This is a genomic window from Serratia sp. (in: enterobacteria) (genome assembly GCF_052400455.1).
In the GTDB taxonomy this organism is placed as follows: Bacteria; Pseudomonadota; Gammaproteobacteria; order Enterobacterales; family Enterobacteriaceae; genus Serratia; species Serratia ureilytica.
In genome coordinates, this window is sequence record NZ_CP185812.1 from 4,577,389 (window position 1) to 4,600,126 (window position 22,738).

General features: G+C 60.0%; 24 protein-coding genes. 11 read left to right on the forward strand and 13 right to left on the reverse strand.

Annotated elements, in window-relative coordinates; translation table 11 throughout:
- Positions 1-13: 13 nt before the first annotated feature.
- The 3 genes from ACORQT_RS21980 (at position 14) to ACORQT_RS21990 (ending at position 2,421) form a co-directional block, all read left to right on the forward strand.
- A complete protein-coding gene (locus tag ACORQT_RS21980; RefSeq protein WP_046687892.1) occupies positions 14-763 on the forward strand; it encodes a 3-oxoacyl-ACP reductase family protein in 750 nt (249 codons plus the stop codon).
- A gap of 263 nt (positions 764-1,026) precedes the next feature.
- Positions 1,027-1,239 (forward strand): DUF1471 domain-containing protein, encoded by a 213-nt coding sequence (locus tag ACORQT_RS21985; RefSeq protein ID WP_033644427.1) that lies wholly within the window; start codon positions 1,027-1,029, stop codon positions 1,237-1,239.
- A 225-nt stretch (positions 1,240-1,464) separates the two neighbouring features.
- Positions 1,465-2,421, forward strand: a complete 957-nt coding sequence (locus ACORQT_RS21990; protein ID WP_033651224.1) for a cyclase family protein — start codon at positions 1,465-1,467, stop codon at positions 2,419-2,421.
- Positions 2,422-2,506: 85 nt separating this feature from the next.
- Here ACORQT_RS21990 and ssb1 read toward each other — a convergent pair whose 3' ends face one another.
- Entirely contained in the window at positions 2,507-3,037 is a 531-nt protein-coding gene (gene ssb1, locus ACORQT_RS21995) for a single-stranded DNA-binding protein SSB1 (RefSeq protein WP_004936793.1), read from the reverse strand.
- Between the two features lie 277 nt (positions 3,038-3,314).
- Here ssb1 and uvrA point away from each other — a divergent pair, with 277 nt between their 5' ends.
- From uvrA to ACORQT_RS22010, 3 genes are all read left to right on the forward strand, one after another.
- Positions 3,315-6,143 (forward strand): excinuclease ABC subunit UvrA, encoded by a 2,829-nt coding sequence (uvrA, locus tag ACORQT_RS22000; RefSeq protein WP_033644422.1) that lies wholly within the window; start codon positions 3,315-3,317, stop codon positions 6,141-6,143.
- 328 nt (positions 6,144-6,471) lie between these two features.
- Positions 6,472-7,278, forward strand: coding sequence for a MipA/OmpV family protein (locus tag ACORQT_RS22005; RefSeq protein WP_164057676.1), 807 nt, complete (start codon positions 6,472-6,474; stop codon positions 7,276-7,278).
- Positions 7,279-7,497: 219 nt separating this feature from the next.
- Positions 7,498-8,295 carry a M48 family metallopeptidase gene (locus ACORQT_RS22010; RefSeq protein WP_158524121.1) on the forward strand — a complete coding sequence of 266 codons (798 nt, stop codon included), beginning with the start codon at positions 7,498-7,500 and terminating at the stop codon, positions 8,293-8,295.
- Between the two features lie 13 nt (positions 8,296-8,308).
- Here ACORQT_RS22010 and maa read toward each other — a convergent pair whose 3' ends face one another.
- The 5 genes from maa to ACORQT_RS22035 form a co-directional block, all read right to left on the reverse strand.
- The gene (gene maa / locus ACORQT_RS22015) at positions 8,309-8,866 is read right to left on the reverse strand and encodes a maltose O-acetyltransferase (protein WP_042785802.1); all 558 of its coding nucleotides are present in this window, start codon (positions 8,864-8,866) and stop codon (positions 8,309-8,311) included.
- Positions 8,867-9,012: 146 nt separating this feature from the next.
- Positions 9,013-9,366 carry an MmcQ/YjbR family DNA-binding protein gene (locus ACORQT_RS22020; RefSeq protein ID WP_033644417.1) on the reverse strand — a complete coding sequence of 118 codons (354 nt, stop codon included), beginning with the start codon at positions 9,364-9,366 and terminating at the stop codon, positions 9,013-9,015.
- A 4-nt stretch (positions 9,367-9,370) separates the two neighbouring features.
- Positions 9,371-9,787 carry a secondary thiamine-phosphate synthase enzyme YjbQ gene (locus ACORQT_RS22025; RefSeq protein ID WP_016930264.1) on the reverse strand — a complete coding sequence of 139 codons (417 nt, stop codon included), beginning with the start codon at positions 9,785-9,787 and terminating at the stop codon, positions 9,371-9,373.
- Positions 9,788-9,912: 125 nt separating this feature from the next.
- Complete coding sequence (locus tag ACORQT_RS22030; RefSeq protein WP_164057677.1) at positions 9,913-11,106, reverse strand: amino acid aminotransferase; 1,194 nt, start codon at positions 11,104-11,106, stop codon at positions 9,913-9,915.
- Positions 11,107-11,185: 79 nt separating this feature from the next.
- Entirely contained in the window at positions 11,186-11,659 is a 474-nt protein-coding gene (locus tag ACORQT_RS22035) for an Lrp/AsnC family transcriptional regulator (RefSeq protein ID WP_025304444.1), read from the reverse strand.
- A 215-nt stretch (positions 11,660-11,874) separates the two neighbouring features.
- Between ACORQT_RS22035 and ACORQT_RS22040 the strand changes: the two genes are divergently transcribed.
- Entirely contained in the window at positions 11,875-12,642 is a 768-nt protein-coding gene (locus ACORQT_RS22040; protein ID WP_033651220.1) for a transporter substrate-binding domain-containing protein, read from the forward strand.
- A 44-nt stretch (positions 12,643-12,686) separates the two neighbouring features.
- On the opposite strand, the gene alr is transcribed toward ACORQT_RS22040, so the two are convergent.
- Together alr and dnaB are read right to left on the reverse strand one after the other, a co-directional pair.
- The gene (gene alr, locus ACORQT_RS22045; RefSeq protein ID WP_108682094.1) at positions 12,687-13,766 is read right to left on the reverse strand and encodes an alanine racemase; all 1,080 of its coding nucleotides are present in this window, start codon (positions 13,764-13,766) and stop codon (positions 12,687-12,689) included.
- A gap of 17 nt (positions 13,767-13,783) precedes the next feature.
- The gene (gene dnaB / locus ACORQT_RS22050) at positions 13,784-15,208 is read right to left on the reverse strand and encodes a replicative DNA helicase (protein ID WP_025160134.1); all 1,425 of its coding nucleotides are present in this window, start codon (positions 15,206-15,208) and stop codon (positions 13,784-13,786) included.
- 167 nt (positions 15,209-15,375) lie between these two features.
- Here dnaB and ACORQT_RS22055 point away from each other — a divergent pair, with 167 nt between their 5' ends.
- A complete protein-coding gene (locus ACORQT_RS22055; protein ID WP_060660196.1) occupies positions 15,376-16,359 on the forward strand; it encodes a quinone oxidoreductase in 984 nt (327 codons plus the stop codon).
- Between the two features lie 299 nt (positions 16,360-16,658).
- Here ACORQT_RS22055 and pspG read toward each other — a convergent pair whose 3' ends face one another.
- Both pspG and dusA read right to left on the reverse strand, forming a co-directional pair.
- Entirely contained in the window at positions 16,659-16,877 is a 219-nt protein-coding gene (gene pspG, locus ACORQT_RS22060; protein ID WP_033644411.1) for an envelope stress response protein PspG, read from the reverse strand.
- 157 nt (positions 16,878-17,034) lie between these two features.
- Positions 17,035-18,045, reverse strand: a complete 1,011-nt coding sequence (gene dusA, locus ACORQT_RS22065) for a tRNA dihydrouridine(20/20a) synthase DusA (protein WP_164057678.1) — start codon at positions 18,043-18,045, stop codon at positions 17,035-17,037.
- A gap of 202 nt (positions 18,046-18,247) precedes the next feature.
- Here dusA and ACORQT_RS22070 point away from each other — a divergent pair, with 202 nt between their 5' ends.
- Both ACORQT_RS22070 and ACORQT_RS22075 read left to right on the forward strand, forming a co-directional pair.
- Entirely contained in the window at positions 18,248-18,781 is a 534-nt protein-coding gene (locus ACORQT_RS22070; protein WP_033651218.1) for a tetratricopeptide repeat protein, read from the forward strand.
- A gap of 18 nt (positions 18,782-18,799) precedes the next feature.
- Positions 18,800-19,345, forward strand: a complete 546-nt coding sequence (locus ACORQT_RS22075) for an RNA polymerase sigma factor (protein ID WP_080491974.1) — start codon at positions 18,800-18,802, stop codon at positions 19,343-19,345.
- Between the two features lie 4 nt (positions 19,346-19,349).
- On the opposite strand, the gene ACORQT_RS22080 is transcribed toward ACORQT_RS22075, so the two are convergent.
- Positions 19,350-19,922 (reverse strand): sugar O-acetyltransferase, encoded by a 573-nt coding sequence (locus tag ACORQT_RS22080; RefSeq protein WP_033651216.1) that lies wholly within the window; start codon positions 19,920-19,922, stop codon positions 19,350-19,352.
- A gap of 245 nt (positions 19,923-20,167) precedes the next feature.
- On the opposite strand from ACORQT_RS22080, the gene zur reads away from it, so the two are divergent.
- A complete protein-coding gene (zur, locus tag ACORQT_RS22085; protein WP_015379223.1) occupies positions 20,168-20,680 on the forward strand; it encodes a zinc uptake transcriptional repressor Zur in 513 nt (170 codons plus the stop codon).
- Between the two features lie 102 nt (positions 20,681-20,782).
- On the opposite strand, the gene ACORQT_RS22090 is transcribed toward zur, so the two are convergent.
- Both ACORQT_RS22090 and dinF read right to left on the reverse strand, forming a co-directional pair.
- Positions 20,783-20,992, reverse strand: coding sequence for a CsbD family protein (locus ACORQT_RS22090; RefSeq protein ID WP_004936743.1), 210 nt, complete (start codon positions 20,990-20,992; stop codon positions 20,783-20,785).
- Between the two features lie 315 nt (positions 20,993-21,307).
- Positions 21,308-22,645: an MATE family efflux transporter DinF gene (gene dinF / locus ACORQT_RS22095; protein ID WP_164057679.1), complete on the reverse strand. Its 1,338-nt coding sequence runs from the start codon at positions 22,643-22,645 to the stop codon at positions 21,308-21,310.
- Positions 22,646-22,738: the final 93 nt, after the last annotated feature.

Below are 22,738 nucleotides of genomic sequence, written 5' to 3' on the forward strand. Positions count from 1 at the left end.
TTGGAGAAATAGCATGACGACAGCACAACCTCTGCAAGGCAAAGTCGCATTCGTTCAGGGCGGCTCCCGCGGCATCGGCGCCGCCATCGTGAAACGGTTGGCGAACGAAGGCGCCGCCGTCGCCTTTACCTACGCCGCCTCGGCCGATCGCGCCGAAGCGGTGGCGAGCGCCGTGACCGCCGCCGGCGGCAAAGCCCTCGCCATCAAGGCCGACAGCGCCGATGCAGCGGCGCTGCAGCAGGCGGTTCGCCAGGCGGTGAGCCACTTCGGCAACCTGGATATTCTGGTGAACAACGCCGGGGTATTTACGCTGGGCGGCACCGAGGAACTGGCGCTGGACGACCTGGATCGCATGCTGGCGGTCAACGTGCGCAGCGTATTCGTCGCCAGCCAGGAGGCAGCGCGCCACATGAACGACGGCGGCCGTATCATCCACATCGGCAGCACCAACGCCGAGCGCGTGCCGTTCGGCGGCGCGGCGGTGTATGCGATGAGCAAATCGGCGCTGGTCGGGTTGACCAAGGGCATGGCGCGCGATCTCGGCCCACGCGGCATCACCGTCAATAACGTGCAGCCCGGCCCGGTGGACACCGAAATGAACCCGGACGCCGGCGAGTTCGCCGATCAGCTCAAGCAGCTGATGGCGATCGGCCGCTACGGCAAAGATGAAGAGATCGCCGGTTTTGTCGCCTACCTGGCGGGCCCGCAGGCGGGTTATATCACCGGCGCCAGCCTGAGCATCGACGGCGGCTTCTCGGCGTAACATCCAAGCCCCGCGAGGGGCTTTTTATTGGCTTGCCGCAGTATGCAAGCCTGACGACGTCGATGCACGCTTGTTTCCCCTGCCCACGCTTTACGCCGCCAATCCCGCGTGAAAGACAACAATCGAATCAGTTTATGTACAAAAACGGAATAGTTTATTGACGATTCTGTTATTTATTCACCTCACTGCCCCCTTTATCCTTCGCTCCATCGTGTCGTACCGGACACCCTTATTTTTCGAATTGTCGAACACAGGATAAAGATATGAAAACCATGACCACCGTTATTTCACTCGCTCTGTTTTCCACGCTGTCGTTTAACGCTGCAGCAGAGAGCGTTACCGCAACCGGCAGCACGCTGGATTCCACCGAAGCCCTCATCGCTAAAAAAGCGCAAGAGGCCGGCGCAAGCGGCTACAAAATCACCAGCGCCTATATGGGTAATTTCGTCACCATGAGTGCTGAGCTGAAAAAATAATATCAATGACGCCGCTTGCCCGGCGTTATTTATTTCCGCATAAGGAAGTCATCGTCGGGTGGTTATTCACCACGCCTTGTTATAAGGCATTACGCTAATACACCCCGCGCACCCAAAAATGAGCTTCTTTCTCCACCGGTTATTATTCGGCGGCCTGATGTCGCCATGTCCGGACGGCTCATTTTCATTCACCCTGCAATACGTTGTTATAAGGATGAGTCACTGATGAAATCATTGTATCGCCTCTCCCTCTTGCTGCCTTTGCTTGCCACAGTGCCTGCACACGCCGCAGAGTCCGCCGCTCAGCCGTCAGACTGGTATCCTTCCGTTTACGGTGCAAAAGACGAAATCGGCGCCGCCAACCTGCTCACGCCAGAAGGGGTATTACAGTCTGTGCAGTTGGTAAAACAAGGCAAGACATTGTCATTGGCGGTGCCCGTCGATAAAGATTTCCCGGCGTTCCGCCACCGCAGCTTCCGCTTATATAATATTCAGCCTGGTCAGCAGGACGGTAAAACGCTTGGCCCAAATAAATTCACCTTTAATGATGAATTGGTGAATGCCTGGACCGGCGTCGGCACTCAGTTGAATGGCATTGGCCATATCGGCATCGACAATGTTTATTATAACGGCAATAAGGCGGCGGATTTCGTCACCGTAGATGGCGTGAAAAAATTGGGCGTGGAAAAAGTGCCGCCCATGGTCACACGCGGCGTCGTACTCGATATGACGGCTTATTATAATAAAGCGATCGTTCCGGGCGGCACCGAATTTTCCGTTGCGGATATTCAAGCGGTGCTTAAGAAGCAGGGCATTAGCTTAAGGAAAGGCGACGTTGTCTTGTTCAACACCGGCTGGCTGGAGCTGATTGGCAAAGACAATAAAAAGTTCCTGGAAGTTGAACCGGGTATCGGCATGGAAGCGGCGAAATGGTTGGCCGACCAAGGCATCGTGGCCTTCGGCGGTGATACCTGGGCTTCCGAAGTATACCCTAACCCGAAAAATGACGAAGAGTTCCCGGTCAACCAGTACCTGCTGGCCAAACGCGGCGTCTATAACCTGGAGCTGATCGACAGCCGCCCGCTGGTACGCACGAAAACCTGGGAATTCCTATTCGTACTGGGGCAACCGCTGTATGTCGGTTCAACCCAGGTTAACATCAACCCGGTAGCAATTTACTGATTGGCGAGACCGCCGCAGAAAATCGGCAGTGAGCGCCCACAAAAAACCCCGCCTGAGCGGGGTTTTTTTAGCGCTGTTGCCAGGCTTAGAACGGAATATCGTCGTCGAAATCCATTGGCGGTTCGTTGCTGGTCGCCGGAGCGCTGTTTTGCGCCGGACGAGACTGCTGCTGGCCGCCGCTGAACTGGTTGCCGCCCTGTGGCTGTTGAGGCTGGCCCCAACCGCCCTGGCCGCCGGCAGATTGACCGGCCGGTGCGCCGCCGCCCTGACGGCCGCCCAGCATCTGCATGGTGCCGCCGACGTTAACCACGATCTCGGTGGTGTAGCGATCCTGGCCGCTCTGATCCTGCCATTTACGGGTCTGCAGGGAGCCTTCGATATAGACCTGAGAGCCTTTGCGCAGGTATTCGCCCGCCACTTCAGCCAGTTTGCCGAACAGCACTACGCGGTGCCACTCGGTCTTCTCTTTCTGTTCGCCGGTCGCTTTGTCACGCCAGCTTTCGGAGGTCGCCAGGGTAATGTTGGCCACTGCGCCGCCGTTCGGCATGTAACGGACTTCTGGATCCTGACCCAAATTCCCGACCAGAATTACTTTGTTTACGCCTCTGCTGGCCATGAGCACTTCTCCCGATGATTGATTTCTACACAGTATAAACGCGTCAGTTTACCACGCTGAGTACGAAACCACACCCGTGTTGATAAGTGCGAATTGCATTCCAGAATTGTCTTTCCAATCGACCTTATTGCATTCGCATACTGGATATCCATTCAGGTTTTTTTGTGTCATAATTATGCGTTTCGACCTGGCTGTGCCGGTTTTTTGCGAGATCCATCACAAAATCCCCCGCAAAAATCGCGACAGGCGCGGTGTATCATCAAGACGGGAAGTGTAAATGGACAATATCGAAGTTCGTGGTGCTCGAACCCATAATCTGAAAAACATCAACCTGATCATCCCGCGTGACAAACTGATCGTCGTCACCGGCCTGTCCGGTTCCGGCAAGTCTTCGCTGGCTTTCGATACGCTGTATGCCGAAGGGCAGCGGCGCTATGTCGAATCACTCTCCGCCTATGCGCGCCAGTTCCTGTCGCTGATGGAAAAACCGGACGTCGACCATATTGAAGGTCTGTCGCCGGCGATCTCCATCGAGCAAAAATCCACCTCGCACAACCCGCGATCCACGGTCGGCACCATCACCGAGATCCACGACTACCTGCGCCTGCTGTTCGCCCGCGTCGGCGAGCCGCGCTGCCCGGATCACCATGTGCCGCTGGCGGCGCAAACCGTCAGCCAGATGGTCGACAACGTGCTGAGCCAGCCGGAAGGCAAGCGCCTGATGCTGCTGGCGCCGGTGGTGAAAGATCGCAAGGGCGAACACACCAAAACGCTGGAAAACCTGGCCGCTCAGGGCTATATCCGCGCGCGCATCGACGGTGAAGTGTGCGATCTGTCCGATCCGCCGAAGCTGGAGCTGCAGAAAAAACACACCATCGAAGTGGTGGTCGACCGTTTCAAGGTGCGCGACGACATGGCGCAGCGCCTGGCCGAATCGTTCGAAACCGCGCTGGAGCTCTCGGGCGGCACCGCGGTGGTGGCGGACATGGACGACGAAAAAGCGGACGAGCTGCTGTTCTCCGCCAACTTCGCCTGCCCGATCTGCGGCTACAGCATGCGCGAACTGGAACCGCGCCTGTTTTCCTTCAACAACCCGGCCGGCGCCTGCCCGACCTGCGACGGACTGGGCGTGCAACAGTTCTTCGATCCGGATCGCGTGGTGCAAAACCCCGAGCTGTCGCTGGCCGGCGGCGCGATCCGCGGCTGGGATCGCCGCAACTTCTATTACTTCCAGATGCTGCGCTCGCTGGCGGAGCACTATGAGTTCGACGTCGAAGCCCCGTTCAACACCCTGAGCGCCAACGTGCAGAAGGCGGTGCTGAGCGGCTCCGGCAAAGAGTCGATCGAATTCAAATACATCAACGATCGCGGTGACACCACCGTGCGCCGCCACCCGTTCGAAGGCGTGCTGCACAACATGGAGCGCCGCTATAAAGAGACCGAATCCAGCGCGGTGCGCGAAGAGCTGGCGAAGTTCATCAGCAACCGCCCTTGCGCCTCGTGCCACGGCACCCGCCTGCGTGAAGAAGCGCGCAACGTGTTCGTCGAAGACACCACGCTGCCGGAGATCTCCGATCTGAGCATCGGCCATGCGATGACGTTCTTCCAGAACATGAAGCTCAGCGGCCAGCGCGCCAAGATCGCCGAGAAAGTGCTGAAAGAGATCGGCGACCGCCTGAAGTTCCTGGTGAACGTCGGCCTGAACTACCTGTCGCTGTCCCGTTCGGCGGAAACGCTCTCCGGCGGCGAAGCGCAGCGTATCCGCTTGGCCAGCCAGATCGGCGCCGGTTTGGTGGGCGTGATGTACGTGCTGGATGAGCCGTCGATCGGCCTGCACCAGCGCGACAACGAGCGCCTGCTGGAAACGCTGATCCACCTGCGCAACCTCGGCAACACGGTGATCGTGGTGGAGCATGACGAAGACGCCATCCGCGCCGCCGACCACGTGATCGACATCGGCCCCGGCGCCGGCGTGCACGGCGGCCAGGTGGTGGCGGAAGGCACCGTCGATGACATCATGGCGCAGCCGGAATCGCTGACCGGCCAGTTCCTCAGTGGCAAACGCGAGATCGCCATCCCGGCGCAGCGCGTGCAGGCCGATCCGACCAAGGTGCTGAAGCTGAGCGGCGCGCGCGGCAACAACCTGAAGGACGTGACGCTGACGCTGCCGGTAGGTCTGTTTACCTGCATCACCGGCGTGTCCGGCTCCGGCAAGTCGACGCTGATCAACGATACGCTGTTCCCGATCGCCCAGCGCCAGCTTAACGGCGCCACCATCGCCGAGCCCGCGCCGTTCCGCGAAGTGACCGGCCTGGAACATTTCGACAAGGTGATCGATATCGATCAGAGCCCGATCGGCCGCACGCCGCGCTCCAACCCGGCCACTTACACCGGCATCTTCACCCCGGTGCGCGAGCTGTTCGCGGGCGTGCCGGAGTCGCGCAGCCGCGGCTATACGCCGGGCCGCTTCAGCTTCAACGTCAAGGGCGGGCGCTGTGAAGCCTGCCAGGGCGACGGGGTGATCAAGGTCGAGATGCACTTCCTGCCGGACATCTACGTCCCGTGCGACCAGTGCAAAGGCAAACGCTATAACCGCGAAACGCTGGAAGTGAAGTACAAAGGCAAGAGCATCCACGAAGTGCTGGAGATGACCATCGAAGAAGCGCGCGATTTCTTCGACGCGGTGCCGGCGCTGGCGCGCAAGCTGCAAACCCTGATGGATGTCGGCCTGTCCTACATCCGCCTCGGCCAGTCGGCCACCACGCTCTCCGGCGGTGAGGCGCAGCGCGTCAAGCTGGCGCGCGAGCTGTCGAAACGCGGCACCGGCCAGACGCTGTATATTCTCGACGAGCCGACCACCGGTCTGCACTTCGCCGATATCCAACAGCTGTTGGCGGTACTGCATCAGCTGCGCGATCAGGGCAATACCATCGTGGTCATCGAGCATAACCTGGACGTGATCAAAACCGCCGACTGGATCGTCGATCTAGGGCCGGAAGGCGGCAGCGGCGGCGGCGAGATCCTGGTCGCCGGCACGCCGGAAACGGTCGCCGAGTGTGAAAAATCGCACACCGCGCGCTTCCTGAAACCGCTGTTGGAAAAATAACGGCGGATGATACGCTCAACGAGGCGCCCTATTCCGCCTCGTTGAGCAATCAACCTATCCCTCTGCGAGAAACATTAAATACCCTTCGCTGCATCATTCCTTTAAAAACAGGCGCTTTGAACCCAGCCAATAATAAACTCGCCCCATCATGCCATTTGTTTGGCTTTTGTTTATTCCCCATGCGTTTCACTATTGCGGTGAAATAACGCCAATGGCGCGCCGTCGCCTGTCGATTAATCAATATAAACATGGCGTTTATCAATAAGCCGTCATTTAAACGTGGGCCTGCGGGCCGTTTATTCAATGGGATGATATAAAGGTGTTTAACGTGGATAATAAACTGGGTACCTCTGCCGCCGCCCTGCTCTTTCTTTTTCCCCTCGCCGGTCAGGCGCAGGACAGCGAAGCGTCTTTAACGCTCGCCGGCGGCCTCGCCGTCGCTCCCGCCTATGAAGGCTCGTCTTTTTACAGCATTGAACCGCTGTATCAGGTGAATGCCGGCTATCAAAACGCCAGCTGGGGAGAATTCAGCGCGGGCAGCGAAGGGGCGCGCTGGCAATTCCCCATCGCCGGGCCCGTCGGCATCGCGTTATTGCTCAACTATGACGCCGGCCGTGACGAGGAAATCAAAACCTTGCGCGGGCGCAACACCCGGCTCAAAGGCATGGGCAAACTGGGCGGCGCGCTGGAAGCCGGCGCTGAGCTGAGCTACCAACTCGACCCCTTCCGCGCCTATGTCAAAGGGATGCAGGCGACGCGCAAACGCAGCTACGGCGGGGAAGAACTGGGCCACACCGCCTATGTGGAAAGCGGACTGACCGGGCAATATCCGCTCAGCGAACAGCTGACGCTTATCGGCAATCTCTCCACCACCTGGGCCAACAGCGGCTATCAGCGCGGCTATTTCGGCGTGACGTCGCAGCAGGCGCAGCACAGCGCCTTCAGCGCGTATCGGCCGGGCAGCGGCTTCAAGGACGCGACGCTCACCGCCGCGCTCAACTACCAATGGCGACCGAACGTGGCCTTCCAGGCCGGGGTCGGCGTAACGCGCCTGCTGGGCGACGCGGCCGACAGCCCCATCGTTGAGAAAACCACCTCGGGCATGGCCTTCACCAGCGCCAGCTACAGTTTTTGACGTTTTTGCCTAAGTCTGTGCAGGAAGGGATAAACGCCATGATTAAAAAACGAACTACAGTTTAGCTGAGTGTCAGGTAAACGGATGGATAATTAAACATTCATTATTTACCTGACAATGTCAGGCGTGGCTTTCCCGTATTAAGGATATTTTATGTGTCAACATCATGCGACGGAATGTCGTAATTTCACCGCACTTCGCCACCGCTGGGAAATGCCCATGATCTGGCTATCGGCGATAATTACCTTGTTCGGTTTTTTATTTGGCATCGCCGCCGTCGTGGTAAATACGGATGGAACTGCACTTGGGTTGGGAGACGACGCCAAGGAAACATTGGATACCCTCAGCCTGCTCGCGTTATTACCGCTGATCCCGATCGCTTTCTATATTTACCGTTTCTATCTCGCCGCACAGGCGAAATCCAACGCCTTGCGCATCGGGCCGGCGCAATTTCCGGAACTGTTCGCGCTGTATCAGGATATCGGCCGTCGGCTGGAACTCAAGACGCTGCCCAAGCTTTATCTGACCAACGGCAACGGCGTGGTCAACGCCTTCGCGCTGGAATGCAACCGCCGCCAGCGCTACGTGGTGATCCATGCTGAAATCGCCATGCTGATGCCCACCGCGCCGGAGATCGTGGAGTTCGTGCTGGCCCATGAATTGGCCCATCACAAGCTGCGGCACGTGTCGCTGTGGCGTCTGGCGATCGGCGTTGTGCCGCAGTCGCTGGTGCTGCCCGGCCTGGCGACCACTCGCGCGCAGGAGTATTCCGCCGATCGCGTGGCGCTCGCGGTGTGCCCGAACTACGCCAACACGGTGCGGCTGCTGGCCGTCGGCCCCTGGATGCAGCACGGCGTGAATCCGCAGGCCTGGCTGGAGCAGTGCGAAGAAGAGAACAAGGAGCTGTTTGTTCGCATCAGCAATCTGCTGTCAGACCATGCGGTGATGGTCAAACGCTTCAAGGCGCTCAAAGACATCGAGATGCACGGCTTCGAGCGCCATGGCAGCATGTTTTAATCCGCCCGAGGGCTTACAGCGTTTTCAGCACGCGCGCCGGGTTGCCGCCCACCACGCAGTTGGCCGGCACGTCTTTGGTCACCACCGCGCCGGAGGCCACGACCGCATTATCGCCGATGGTCACGCCCGGATTGATCACCGCGCGCCCGCCGATCCACACGTTGTCGCCAATCTTGACCGGCTTGCCGAACTCCGCGCCGCCGGCGCGGGTCTCGGCGTCCAGCGGATGGGTGGCGGTGTAGATATGCACGCCCGGCGCCAGCAGGCAGTTGTCGCCGATGTGCACCTCGCACACGTCGAGGATCACGCAGTCGAAATTGGCGTAGAAGTTCTTGCCGAGATAGATGTTATAGCCGTAGTCGCAGCGGAACGTCGGCTCGATGGCGCCGCCTTGATAGCCGCCCAGCAGCTCGTCCAACCATTGTTTGCGCAGCTCGCCCTCTTCCGGCGATGAGTGGTTGTAGCGATGCGTTATCTGGCGCGCGCGCCGACGCTCGCTGCGCAGCAGTTCATCGCCGGCGTCGTACAGTTCTCCGGCGATCATCTTGCGCTTTTCTTCGCTCATGGCCATGTCGGCCTCCTTCATCCGCGTTTCTTGAATGCCCAAGCGTAGCCGCTTTAGCCCGGCAATAAAAAGGGAACGTTCCCAATTTAAAGCCCTGATCACGGTTTAACGCGAGAAAGCAGGAGAAAACGGGCGGCGCCGCCGCCCGGCAATCAGGCGCGCAGTTCCTGGCGCACGTGTTCGGGCAGGCCTTCCACCACCAGCTGATAGGAGCTGTCGATCAACGCATAAAACTGCGAGTTCGGCAGGTTGCCGTCGAGAAATACCGTATTCCAGTGCGCCTTGTTCAGGCCGTCGCAGGCGACGATCTCAGGGTGGTGTTCGCGCAGGCTTTCCGCCAGCTCCGGGCTGGACTTGACCGCCAGCGCCGGCCGCCCTTCCACTTCGCACACCATGGCGAACATCACCTCGCCCACCTTGATCTGGCTGGCCTGCCACTGGTTCTGGTCGCTTTGCTCCGCGCCCGGCTTCGCCATGCAGTACTCCAGCAATGCGCTGTTATTCATTGGGTTATTCCCCCTGTAATGTGGCCACAATACGGCGTGCTCCGCCGTGGATGCGGTGCTCCCCCAGCCAGATGCCCTGCCATGTGCCCAACATCAGCCGCCCGTGCCTGACGGGCAGCGTCAAGGAAGCGCCCAGCAGCGAGGATTTGATGTGCGCCGGCATGTCGTCCGGCCCTTCGTAGTCATGTTGATAGGGGGCGTTTTCCGGCACCTGACGCAGAAAATGCTGCTCCATATCGGCTCGCACCGTGGGATCGCAGTTCTCGTTGAGCGTCAGCGAGGCCGAGGTATGCTGCAGCAACAGATGCAGCAGGCCGGTTTGCAGGCGGTGTAAGTGGGTTAACTGGTTGGTGATCTCGTCGGTAACCAGATGAAAGCCACGCGCTTTTGCGCTGAGGATTAGCGTTTGCTGATGCCACATGAGTGAGCGCCCCTCAATCAGTATATTCTCTCTCCGGTTTGCGGCAACTTCGGCGGCGCGCCGGCAATAAAAAAGGAGCAATATCGCTATCGCTCCCGATGAACGTCCGTTCAGACTAACAGGCGTTACTGCACCGCAGCAAACGCCTCGGCTACCTGACGCACGTTGTCGTGGTTCAGGCCGGCCACGCACATGCGGCCGCTGTGGATCAGGTAGACGCCGAACTCTTCGCGCAGGCGATCGACCTGCGCCGCGCTGAAGCCGGTGTAGCTGAACATGCCGCGCTGCGCCAGCAGGTAATCGAAGTTGCGCTGCGGCAGCGCGCTCTTCAGGGTGTCCACCAACGCGTGGCGCATTTCGAGAATGCGGGTACGCATGCTTTCCACTTCATTGAGCCACTGGGTTTTCAGCTCAGCGTCGTTCAGCACTTTAGCCACCAGCTGCGCGCCGAAGTTCGGCGGGCTCGAGTAGTTGCGGCGCACGGTCGCCTTCAGCTGGCCCAGCACGCGCCCGGCCGCTTCTTCGCTTTCGCACACCACCGACAGGCCGCCGACGCGCTCGCCGTACAGTGAGAAGATCTTCGAGAACGAGTTGCTCACCAGGCACGGCAAGCCGGCCGCCGCAATGGCGCGAATGGCGTAGACGTCCTGCTCCATACCGCCGCCGAAGCCCTGATAGGCGATGTCGAGGAACGGAATGATCTCACGATCGGCGATCACCTTGATCACTTCGTCCCACTGGGCGGGGGTCAGGTCTGAGCCGGTCGGGTTGTGACAGCACGGATGCAGCAGCGCGATGCTATGCTTCGGCAGCTGTTTCAGCGCAGCCAGCATGGCGTCGAACTTCACGCCCAGGCTTTCGCCGTCAAAATACGGATAGGTATTCACCTTGAAACCGGCGCCGCTGAAGATGGCGACGTGGTTTTCCCAGGTGGGATCGCTGACCCACACCTGCGAATTCGGGAAGTAGCTTTTCAGGAAGTCGGCGCCCACTTTCAGCGCGCCGGAACCGCCGACGGTCTGAATGGTGGCGATGCGCCCCTGCTGCAGCATCGGGTGCTGCTCGCCGAACAGCAAATGCTGGATGGCGGTGCGGTAGGATTGCAGCCCTTCCATCGGCAGGTATACCGAGGCGCCGTGCTCGACGCTGTTCAACTGCGCTTGCGCCGCGGCGACCGCACGCATCTGCGGAATGACGCCCTGCGCATCGTAGTACAGGCCAATGCTCAGGTTCACCTTGTGCGCGCGCGAGTCTTGTTTGAATTTTTCCATCAGCGACAGAATGGGATCGCCGGCATAGGCGTCAACGTTCTGGAACACGTTTTTTTCTCCTGGTTTATTTATTGTGGTTTGGGCACAGCGTTACGTTCCTAATATAGACGGAAAAGCGTATTCGGTTTCAGCTTTCTCGCGTCACCGGCAACAAACCGTTTTCCTTGATGCGATTGAGCACCACCGCCGTTTTGATATGCGCCACGCTTTTGTGCGGCGACAGCGTCTGGCTGATGAACTCGCTCAGCGCCGGCAGGTCCGCCACCGCCACTTTCAGCAGGTAATCGGCGTCGCCGGTGGTCTTGTAAGCGTCCAGGATCGCGTCCACGTCCTCCAGCATCTGATGAAAGCTGTCGATCTGCTCCTGAGCGTGCGTGATCAGGCTGACTTCAATCAGCCCCACCAGCCCCAGGCCGACCGCCTCCGGCGCCAACCGCGCGTGGTAGCCGCGGATCAGCTGCGCCTGCTCCAGGCTGATGCGCCGCCGTGAACACTGGGAAGCGGAAAGCCCCACCAGTTCGCTCAGCTCCTGATTGGTCAAACGGCCGTTGGCCTGTAACAGCGTCAGGATTTTCATATCAAAATCGTCAATGTTGTACATAGCCACCTGTAAACTGTGTTAATAAATGTTGACGTTACAGCCTACCAGTTTTTTTACCGTTGCCGACGTCACACCCTGGCGCTTAAATCGCGTACAGCAGCAACGCCCGGCGTTTTCGCCGGTAAGCGGCATAAAAAACGGCTAACTCATGCAGGCAAACGACAATTAACGGCGAAGTAACGCATAAAACCACGAATGTATAAAAAGGACGCCAGATGAAAAAGTTACTCCCTCTCGCGCTGCTGCTCGCCGCCGGCAGCGCCGGCGCGCAATCCCACCTGGACAAAGTGCTGCAGCAAAAGACCCTGGAGGTCTGCACCACCGGCGACTACAAGCCCTACACCTTCCTCAAGGAAGATGGCAGCTATGAAGGCATCGATATCGACATGGCGGAATCGCTGGCGAAGAGCCTGGGCGCCAAGGTGAAGTGGGTGAAAACCAGCTGGAAAACCCTGACGCCGGACTTCGCCTCCGGCAAGTGCGACATCGCCATGGGCGGCATCTCCGTCACGCTGGAGCGACAAAAACAGGTGTTCTTCGCCGACAAGCTGGATACCGACGGCAAAATTCCGCTGGTGCGCTGCACCGACGTGAAGAAATACCGCACGATAGAACAGATCAACAAACCGTCGGTGCGTCTGCTGGAACCGGCGGGCGGCACCAACGAAGCCTTCGTGCACGCCTATCTGCCAAAAGCCAAGCTGACGCTGACGCACGACAACATGAGCATTTTCCAGCAGCTGGTGGATCGCAAGGCGGACGTGATGATCACCGACGCCTCCGAGGCGCTGTACCAGCAGAAGCGCTATCCGAAGCTGTGCGCGGTGAATCCGACCAAACCGATGCAGTACGGCGAAAAGGCTTACATGCTGCCGCGCGACGATCTGAGCTGGAAACTGTATGTGGATCAGTGGCTGCACCTGGCCAAGGCGACCGGCGAGTATCAGAAGGTTATCGACAAGTGGTTGGCGGTAAAGAAGTAACCCGCTGAGAAACGGGGCCGACGCGCGTCGGCCCCTGCGGCGTATCAGTCGCCAATGTATTCCATCGCCACGCGCTGCGTGAGCTTGGTGATCAGTTCATAAGCGCTGATGCCGGTACAGGCGGCGATGCGCTCGACCGGCAACGCCGGCCCCCACAGCACCGCTTCATCCCCCACCTTATCGGCGGCGTCCGGCCCGAGATCGACCGAAATCATGTCCATCGACACCCGGCCGACGATCGGCACTTCGCGGCCGTTGATCAGGATCGGCGTGCCGGTCGGCGCGCTGCGCGGGTAGCCGTCGCCGTACCCCATCGCCACCACGCCAAGGCGAGTATCGCGCGGGCTTATCCAGGTGCCGCCATAGCCCACCGCTTCACCAGCCTTGTGCTCGCGCACCGCGATCAGGCTGGATTTCAGCGTCATCGCCGGCTGCAGACCATGCTCGGCGCCGCTGCCGTTATCCAGCGGCGACACGCCGTACAGAATGATGCCGGGACGCACCCACTCGTTGTGGGCGTCCGGCCACAGCAGCGTGCCGCCGGAGGCGGCGACCGAGCGATGGCCCGGTTTGCCGCGCGCGAACTGCTCGAAGCAGGCGATCTGTTTCAGGGTGGCGTCGGACTCCGGCTCGTCGGCGCGGCTGAAGTGGCTCATGATATTGACCGGCTGCGCCACGTTGCGGCAGGCGCACAGGCGCTGATAAAACGCCTCCGCCTGTTCGGGGCGCACCCCCAGCCGATGCATGCCGGTATCGAGCTTCATCCACACCGGCACCGGGCGCGCCAGCTCGGCCTGTTCCAGCGCCTCGAGCTGTTCGATGCTGTGCACCGCGGTTTCGATGTTGTTCGCCACCAGCACCGGCAGGTCTTCGGCGCTGAAGAAGCCTTCCAGCAGCAGGATCGGCTTGACGATGCCGCCGGAGCGCAGCATCAGCGCCTCGCCGATGCGCGCTACGCCGTAGCAGTCGGCGTCTTGCAGGGTGTGTGCTGTTTCCAGCAGGCCATGTCCATAAGCGTTTGCTTTCACAACGGCAATCAGGCGGCTTTGCGGCGCCTGGCGGCGCACCTGTTGCAGATTATGTCGCAGAGCGCGGCGGTCGATTACAGCGGTTGCCGCTTTCATTTCAGTTCCTTAGCTGATTATTCGTCATCGTATTGTGGCCCCGCGTAGTTATCGAAACGCGACCACTGGCCGTTAAAGGTAAGGCGCACGGTGCCGATTGGGCCGTTACGCTGCTTACCGATAATAATTTCCGCGATCCCTTTCAGATCGCTGTTCTCGTGATACACCTCATCACGATAGATGAACATAATCAGGTCGGCGTCCTGCTCGATGGAGCCGGATTCACGCAGGTCGGAGTTGACCGGGCGTTTGTCGGCGCGCTGCTCCAGGCTTCGGTTCAACTGCGACAGCGCCACCACCGGCACCTGCAGCTCTTTCGCCAGCGCCTTCAGCGAGCGCGAAATCTCGGCGATCTCCAGCGTACGGTTGTCGGACAAGGCCGGCACGCGCATCAGCTGCAGGTAGTCGATCATGATCAGGCTAAGCCCGTCGTGTTCACGGAAAATGCGCCGCGCGCGCGAGCGCACCTCGGTCGGCGTCAGGCCGGAGGAGTCGTCGATGTACATGTTGCGCTTCTCCAGCAGGATGCCCATGGTGCTGGAAATGCGCGCCCAGTCCTCGTCGTCGAGCTGGCCGGTACGGATGCGCGTCTGATCCACGCGCGACAGTGACGCCAGCATACGCATCATGATCTGCTCGCCGGGCATCTCCAGGCTGAAGATCAGCACCGGTTTCTCCTGGGTCATCGCGGCGTTTTCGCACAGGTTCATGGCGAAGGTGGTTTTCCCCATCGATGGACGGGCGGCGACGATGATCAGATCGGACTTTTGCATGCCCGCGGTTTTCTTGTTGAGGTCCTGATAGCCGGTATCTACCCCGGTCACGCCGTCATGCGGCTGCTGATACAGCTGTTCAATGCGCGAGACGGTGTCTTCCAGGATGCGTTCGATGCCCTTCGGGCCCTCGTCTTTGCTGGCGCGGTTCTCGGCGATTTGGAATACGCGGGATTCCGCCAGATCGAGCAGGTCTTCGCTGCTGCGCCCCTGCGGATCGTAGCCGGCGTCGGCGATTTCGTTAGCCACCGAGATCATTTCGCGCACCACCGCGCGCTCGCGTACGATGTCGGCGTAGGCGCCGATGTTGGCGGCGCTCGGGGTGTTTTTCGACAGCTCGGCCAGGTAGGCGAAGCCCCCCACCGAGTCCAGTTCGCCCTTCTGTTCGAGCGATTCGGACAGGGTGATGAGGTCGATAGGCTTGCTCATCTCCAGCAGACGCTGCATCTCGGTAAAGATCAGGCGATGCGGGCGGCTGAAGAAGTCGTTGGCGACCACGCGTTCCGCCACGTTGTCCCAACGCTCGTTATCCAGCATCAAACCGCCCAACACCGACTGCTCGGCCTCCAGCGAGTGCGGCGGCATCTTCAGCCCTTCCATCTGACGATCTCTGGAACGCTCTCTGGTTTCGTCCGCGTTTGTTTTGTTGGTTGGTTTTTTTCCTGCCATGAAACGTAGTCTTTATCCGGTTGCGAATGAAGGATCCTGACGCGAGAGTATACGTGATTTTTGCGTCATAACCGATGCAAAAAAGGTATTGACCCCCGCACGGGCGAACTGGATCTCCGATAATAAAAAGAATAGGGTGAAATCAGACACTCCAACGAGGTAACCCTATGGCCAAGCGCATTCAATTCTCCGCCGTCGGCGGACCGGAAGTCTTGCAATACGTTGATTTTACACCGCTCGATCCGGCTGCCGGTGAAGTGCAGATCGAGAACAAGGCGATCGGCATCAACTACATCGACACCTATGTGCGCAGCGGGCTGTACGCGCCGGCTAGCCTGCCGAGCGGCCTCGGCACCGAAGCGGCCGGCGTGGTGGTCAAGGTCGGCGCCGGGGTCAGCGCGATCAAACCGGGCGACCGGGTGGTGTATGCGCAGTCGTCGCTCGGCGCCTACAGCGAGATCCACAACGTGCCGGAAGAGAAAGTGGCGCTGCTGCCGCACAACCTGAGCTTTGAGCAAGGCGCCGCTTCTTTCCTGAAAGGGCTGACGGTGCACTATCTGCTGCGCCAGACCCACGAAGTGCAGCCGGGTGAAGTATTTTTGTTCCATGCCGCCGCCGGCGGCGTCGGGCTGATCGCCTGTCAGTGGGCCAAAGCGCTGGGCGCGCGCCTGATCGGCAGCGTCGGCTCCGACGAGAAGGCGGCGCTGGCGAAGCAGGCCGGCGCCTGGGCCACCATCAACTACCATAAAGAGGATATCGCCCAGCGGGTGGCCGAGCTGACGCACGGCGAGAAGGTCGGCGTGGTATACGATTCGGTGGGGCAAAGCACCTGGCAGGCCTCGCTCAACAGCCTGAAGCGGCGCGGCCTGATGGTCAGCTTCGGCAACGCGTCCGGCCCGGTGACCGGCGTCGATCTGGCGCTGCTGAATCAGAAGGGCTCGCTGTACGTCACCCGCCCTTCCCTCAACGGCTACATTACCAACCGCGCCGAGCTGCAGTACGCCAGCAACGAGCTGTTCTCGCTGATCGGCAGCGGCGCCATTCGGGTGGAGGTGAGAGACGATCAGAAATTCGCGCTGGCCGACGCCCAGCGTGCGCACCAGGTGCTGGAAAGCCGCAGCACCAGCGGTTCCAGCCTGCTGATCCCCTGATCGCGGCCAAAGAAAAGGGCTCCTTGCGGAGCCCTTTCTGTTACTGCGTTTTGTAGGGGTAGAGCAGAGTCCGCCAGAGACACGGGTTGCTTTAGCAACACGAATTTTAGGTGTCTCTCACGGTGATGAAATCGGTCGCATCACTGCATCGACCCACATCCTAACAGCCCCGTCCGGCAAAAAACACGCTTTATGTGCCACATCGCCGGGGAAAACTGCCAAGCTGTGATCGCTGCCGCATTCGCGGTGCGGGGAATTGTGCAAGTTTCAGTGTGACTGTCTGATTATTCAGCAAAAAATCAGTAACGCCGGATCTGGGGTTTCTGCATTGAACGGTAAATCCATACCCCAACCACCGCCAAAATCAGCCACGGCAGCAGCTTAATGACCACCGCGAACAGCCCGCCCAACAGCATGAATGCCGCCGCCACCAACAGCGCAGCGAAAATCCCCAGCAGCGAGATGCCGGTCACCATCAGCATCACCACAAAACCAATGAGAAAGAAGATTTCCAACATGATTGCTCCTTTGCAATACAACGTATCTGCAGAGTGGATTACAAGAAGCGTGCCAGAACGGCGGATGGGCTAACCCATTGAAAACAGGGGACAGGCATCCGGTAACGTACCGAACGCCTGGCGAAAAACACTAACTGTTGGTCAAATTTTTTGTGGATTACGCCATTTCGACGCGCGGCTGACGCACCAGCGCCAGCGCCTGCTCCACCACCCGCGCATCGGCGGCCGGCTTGTGGGCGTTCTCGCTCAGATGGCGACGCCACTGGCGCGCGCCCGGCACGCCCTGGAACAGACCGAGAATATGGCGAGTAATGTGGCCAAGATAGGTGCCGTTAGACAGCTCGCGCTCGATATACGGATACAGCGCTTCGACGATCGCCACGCTGTCCGGCACCGCAGTCTGCGCGCCGAACAGTTCGCTGTCGGCTCGCGCCAGGATACCCGGATTCTGATACGCCTCGCGCCCCATCATCACGCCGTCCAAGTGCTGCAGGTGCTGCCGCGCCTCTTCCAGCGTTTTCACCCCGCCGTTAATGGCGATGGTCAACGCCGGGAAATCCCGCTTCAGCTGATAGACGCGCGGATAGTCCAGCGGCGGCACTTCGCGGTTTTCTTTCGGGCTGAGGCCGGAGAGCCAGGCCTTGCGCGCGTGGATGGTGAACATGTCGCACTCGCCGCGCCCGGCGACGGTCTCGATAAAGTCACACAGGAAGGCGTAGCTGTCCTGATCGTCGATGCCGATGCGGGTCTTCACCGTCACCGGGATCGACACCACGTCGCGCATCGCCTTGATGCAATCGGCGACCAGCGCCGCCTGGCCCATCAGACAGGCGCCGAACATGCCGTTTTGCACCCGATCGGATGGGCAGCCGACGTTGAGGTTAATCTCATCGTAACCGCGCTGCTCCGCCAGCTTGGCGCAATGCGCCAGCGCGGCCGGATCGCTGCCGCCCAGCTGCAGCGCCACCGGATGCTCTTCTTCGCTGTAGGCCAGATAGTCGCCCTTGCCGTGGATGATCGCGCCGGTGGTCACCATCTCGGTGTACAGCAGCGTTTCCTTGGTCAGCAGGCGGTGGAAGTAACGGCAATGACGATCGGTCCAGTCGAGCATCGGCGCGATGGAGAAACGATTGGCGGCGTAGGTTGGGGCGTGGTTGTCTTTCGTCATGCTGAGTTACTGGCTACCTGAGTCTGTCTGGGTTCAACGAACGGCGCGCGGCCGCAAACGGCTATTATAACGACAATCGGCGCCGTTGGGAAAACCCGCTTGCCGCCGGCAAAAATAAGCGGAGACAAGGCGAATAAACCCGCTCGTTCAGGTGTTATCTCATTACGGGCGCGCACGGCGCCTCTGCCTTGAGGACATAACCATGAACAGCTTCATTAAACGCCTGCTGGCATCGGCCATTGCCGGCTGCCTGCTGTTGTCCGGCGCGGCGCTGGCGATGGGCGGCGACGGCAGCGGCCAAACACCGCCAACCTGTCCGAAAGGCCAGGTCTACGACAGCAAAACTCAGACCTGCATGGTAGATAAAAGCGGCAAGGTCGACGACGCCGACCGCACTAACTACGCCTATGCACTGGCGAAAAGCGGCCGCTATCAGGAAGCGCTCGATATGCTCAATACGTTGAAAGATCCCAACACTGCCGTTGCGCTGAACTATCGCGGCTACGCCACGCGCAAACTTGGCCGCACCGATGAAGGGATCGGCTATTATTTAAAATCAGTAGCCCTCGATCCGAAATACCCCAAAGTGCGCGAGTACCTGGGGGAAGCCTATATGCTGAAAGGCCGGCCCGATCTGGCTCGCCAACAGCTGCAGGTGATCCAGTCGCTGTGCGGCACCGGGTGCGAGGAGTACCGCGATTTGGCGGCGGCCATCGACCGCCACCCGGAATCTTGATCCGACGCGCCTGCGGAGGTGACTATCAGCGGCGATGCGATACGCGATGAACTCGGCCACTATCTCTCCCGCCTGTGGCGCTATGCGCTGGTGCTCTCGCACCGGCGGGATGTCGCCGACGATCTGGTGCAGGCCACCTGCCTGCGTGCGCTGGAGCGCGCCGCGCAATTCACCCCCGGTTCACACCTGGATCGCTGGCTGTTTTCCATCTTGCACTCCATTTGGCTCAATGAAGTTCGCGCCCAACATCTTCGCCAGGGGCAAGGCTGCATGGCGGCGGAAGAGCTGGGCGATGCGGACAACGGCGAACAGCCGGTCTGGCTCCATGAAGTGATGCGGCGCGTCAGCCGGCTGCCGACGGCCCAGCGCAACGCGCTGTTTCTGGTGTATGTCGAAGGGCTGTCTTACCGGGAGGCCGCAAAAGTGCTGGCGGTGCCGATCGGCACCGTCATGAGCCGTTTGGCGGCCGCACGTCTGGCATTGGCCGATGACCGCCCGTTGGCAAACGACGGCCCGCACCGCAAAGAGCGCCATCCCGCCCCCTTGCCTCCTGATCGTCGATAACGCCCTATTCCAACGAGCGGATAACCCGGCATGGCTGCCCCAGCGCCAGCACGTTGGCCGGGATGTCGCCGGTAACGATGCTGCCTGCGCCGATGGTGGTGCCGTCGCCGATGGTCACTCCCGGCAGGATCACTACGTTGCCGCCGATCCAGACGTTGTTGCCGATGGACACCGGCTGCGCCGAGGTGCGGAAAGGGAAATCCGGATCGCCGGTGAAGCGCTCTGCGGCCTTCAGCGGGTGGCTCGGCGTATAGATTTGCACGTTGGGGCCGATCAGCGTGTTGTCGCCGATGGTGATGGTATTGCAGTCGAGGAACACCGCGTTGACGTTGATAAAACAGTTTTTACCGATGCGGACATGCTGCCCGTAGTCGCACCAGAATGGCGTTTCAATCCAGCTCGCTTCCCCCCAGGCGCCGAACAGCTCGCCGAGCAGGCGGTTTTTCTCGTCCGCCTGATGCGAGTCCAGCGCCCCCAAGCTTTTGATCAACGCCCTCGCCCGATGGTACAGGGCGATCAGTTCTTCATCGCGGCTGTTGTACTCCAGGCCGCTTAACAGCTTCTCTCTTTCCGTCATCACACAGGGCTCCTGCTCATCACGCGGGTAAAAGGCGTTATACCGCGCTCGCCCCCCGCTCTCCAGCGCTAAAACCGGCAACGTTGATTTGCCGCCCGACGGCGGGGAAAAGTTGTGACGCATCTCTCTTTTAGCGCGATCGACGCGCCTTTCCCTGCGCTATCATCAGGGGAAAAGGGGGCAACTCTCGGCGATTCGCCGTAATCATGGTAAAATCGGCTTTTTTACGTACCGGGATATTTGCGATGAACTCAACCACCCAGGAAAAGCTGCTGGCGCAGGCTGAACGCCTCTGCCAGCAACGCAATGTGCGATTGACGCCGCAACGGCTGGAAGTGCTGCGTCTGATGACTCAGCAACCCGGTGCAATCAGCGCATATGACCTGCTCGATCTGCTGCGCGTCGCCGAACCGCAGGCCAAGCCGCCGACGGTATACCGCGCGCTGGATTTTCTGCTGGAGCAAGGGTTTATCCATCGAGTGGAATCGGCCAACAGCTACGTGCTGTGCCACCATTTCGAACAGCCGATGCATACGTCCGCGCTGTTTATCTGCGACCGCTGCGGCCAGGTGACCGAACGCACCACCGAAGGCGTGGAGGAAACGCTGCAGAAGCTGGCGCAGGAAGCCGGATTTGCACTGCGGCACAGCGTGGTGGAAGCGCACGGTCTGTGCGCCGGTTGCGTTGAAGTTGAAGCTTGTGACAGCAAGCATGACTGCGCCGAACACGATCACAGCATCGCCATCAAGAAGAAGTAAGACGAAGTCAGGTACTTCCCTGTACCTGCGGCCGGGGCGCCAGAGGATGGAGCGACGCCGGCCTGCGCTGTTGCCGGCCGCCGTCAGTGGCGGCCCTGCGTGTTACCAGCGGTGTTTGGTGTGATCTTCCCAGGCCTTCACCTCTTTTTCGGCCGCCTCTTTCTGGTAACCGTAGCGCTCCTGAATTTTGCCGACCAGCTGTTCGCGTTTCCCTTCGATGACCGTCAGATCGTCATCGGTCAGCTTGCCCCATTTCTCTTTCACTTTGCCTTTCAGCTGCTTCCAGTTACCGTCGGCTTGATCTTTATTCATAGTCTCTCCGTTAACCTGTGGTGAATCAGTGATCCCTGTCGCCGGCCGGGGTTAACCAGAAATTTTTCTGGCCGATGCTTCCTTCACCTTAAGAAGCACCGCTCCCCTTCATTTACCAGCCACATGATTCATTCTAGTTAAACATGGAAATAAAAAAGCCAAAACACAGAATAAAAAACCATTAACAAACAAAATAAAAACAAAAAACGCTAACAAACAACGAACTAACGCGAACAGATCAAGGCTGAAAACATGTAAGCAAACATGACCAAAATCATAAGAAAAGCTAACCATTAACCCAACAAAACGTCCGGTTTAATGTGCAGTAAACCAGCTGCCGCGCACCTGGTGACGGCGCCAAATCCAGCCCAATGCCACGCCACGCAACGTCAGAAACACCGCCAGCGCCAGCCAGAGCCCGTGATTGCCAAGCAGCGGCACGCTGAACAGCGTCAGACCGTACCCTGCCGCGGCCACCGCCATGCTGTTACGCATCTCAGCGCCGCGCGTGGCGCCGATAAACATGCCATCCAGCAAATAGCACCACACCCCGACCAGCGGCAAAATGACCTGCCACGGTAAATAGTGGGCGGCCAACGCGCGCAGCTCCGGTAGGGAGGTCAACGCCGCCACGATCTGCTGGCCGGTAACGGCATACGCCAGGCCGAAGGCCAACGCGACCAGCCCCGCCTGCCTGCAGGCCGCGTGCCACACCTTACGCAGTTGGCTGCCGTCCCGGGCGCCGTAGGCGTGGCCGGAATGGGCCTCCACCGCATAAGCGAAGCCGTCGAGCGCATAGGCGGTAAACGTCAGCAGGTTCATCAACACCGCGTTAACCGCCACCACATCGCTCCCCAGGCGAGCGCCGAAAATGGTCAACGACGCAAAGCACAGCTGCAGCAGCAATGAACGCAACATGATGTCGCGATTGAGCGCCAGCAGGCGACGCAGATCGCCACGCCAGGCCTGACGCAACATCGCCAGGGTAATACCACGCAGACGCATCACCCGCCACGCCAGCCACAGGCCGAGCAATAGCGTGGCATATTCGGCGATGGCGGTGGCCGCCGCCGCCCCTCGCACGTTCCAACCCAGGCCCATCACCAGCCAAATATCCAGCACGATGTTCAGCAGGTTGCCGACGATCAGCAGGATCACCGGCGCACGCACGTACTGCACGCCGAGCAGCCAGCCCAGCAGCACCAGGTTGGCCAGCGCCGCCGGCGCGCTCAACCAGCGGATCTCAAGAAAACGCCGCGCCTGCTCCAGCACCTCGCCATCGCCGCCGACGATCCGCAGCGCCAGTTCAATAATCGGGTAGCGCAACAGGACGATCGCCCCCCCGGCCAACAACGCCAGCAGCAGCGGTTGCATAAAGGCGCGCGCCAGCGCCTGCGGGTTCTTCGCTCCCAGCGCCTGCGCCGCGAGGCCGGTGGTGCTCATGCGCAGGAACAGCAGCAGCATGAACAGGAAGCTGGTCGCCACCGCGCCGATCGCCACGCCTCCCAAATAGATCGGGCTGTCGAGGTGGCCGATCACCGCGGTGTCCACCAGCCCGAGCAGCGGCACGGTGATATTGGAGAAAATCATCGGCAGGGCGAGGCGCCACAGGGCTTTATCGGTGTCGCTGGTGAAGGCGGAAATCAGGCGCATGATGGGATGTTCCTGTGACAGAGTGACGAAGGGCGAAGTCAGAAACAAAAACGCCCCAAAACAGGGGCGATTGATTCAGGGAGCGGCGGTGAT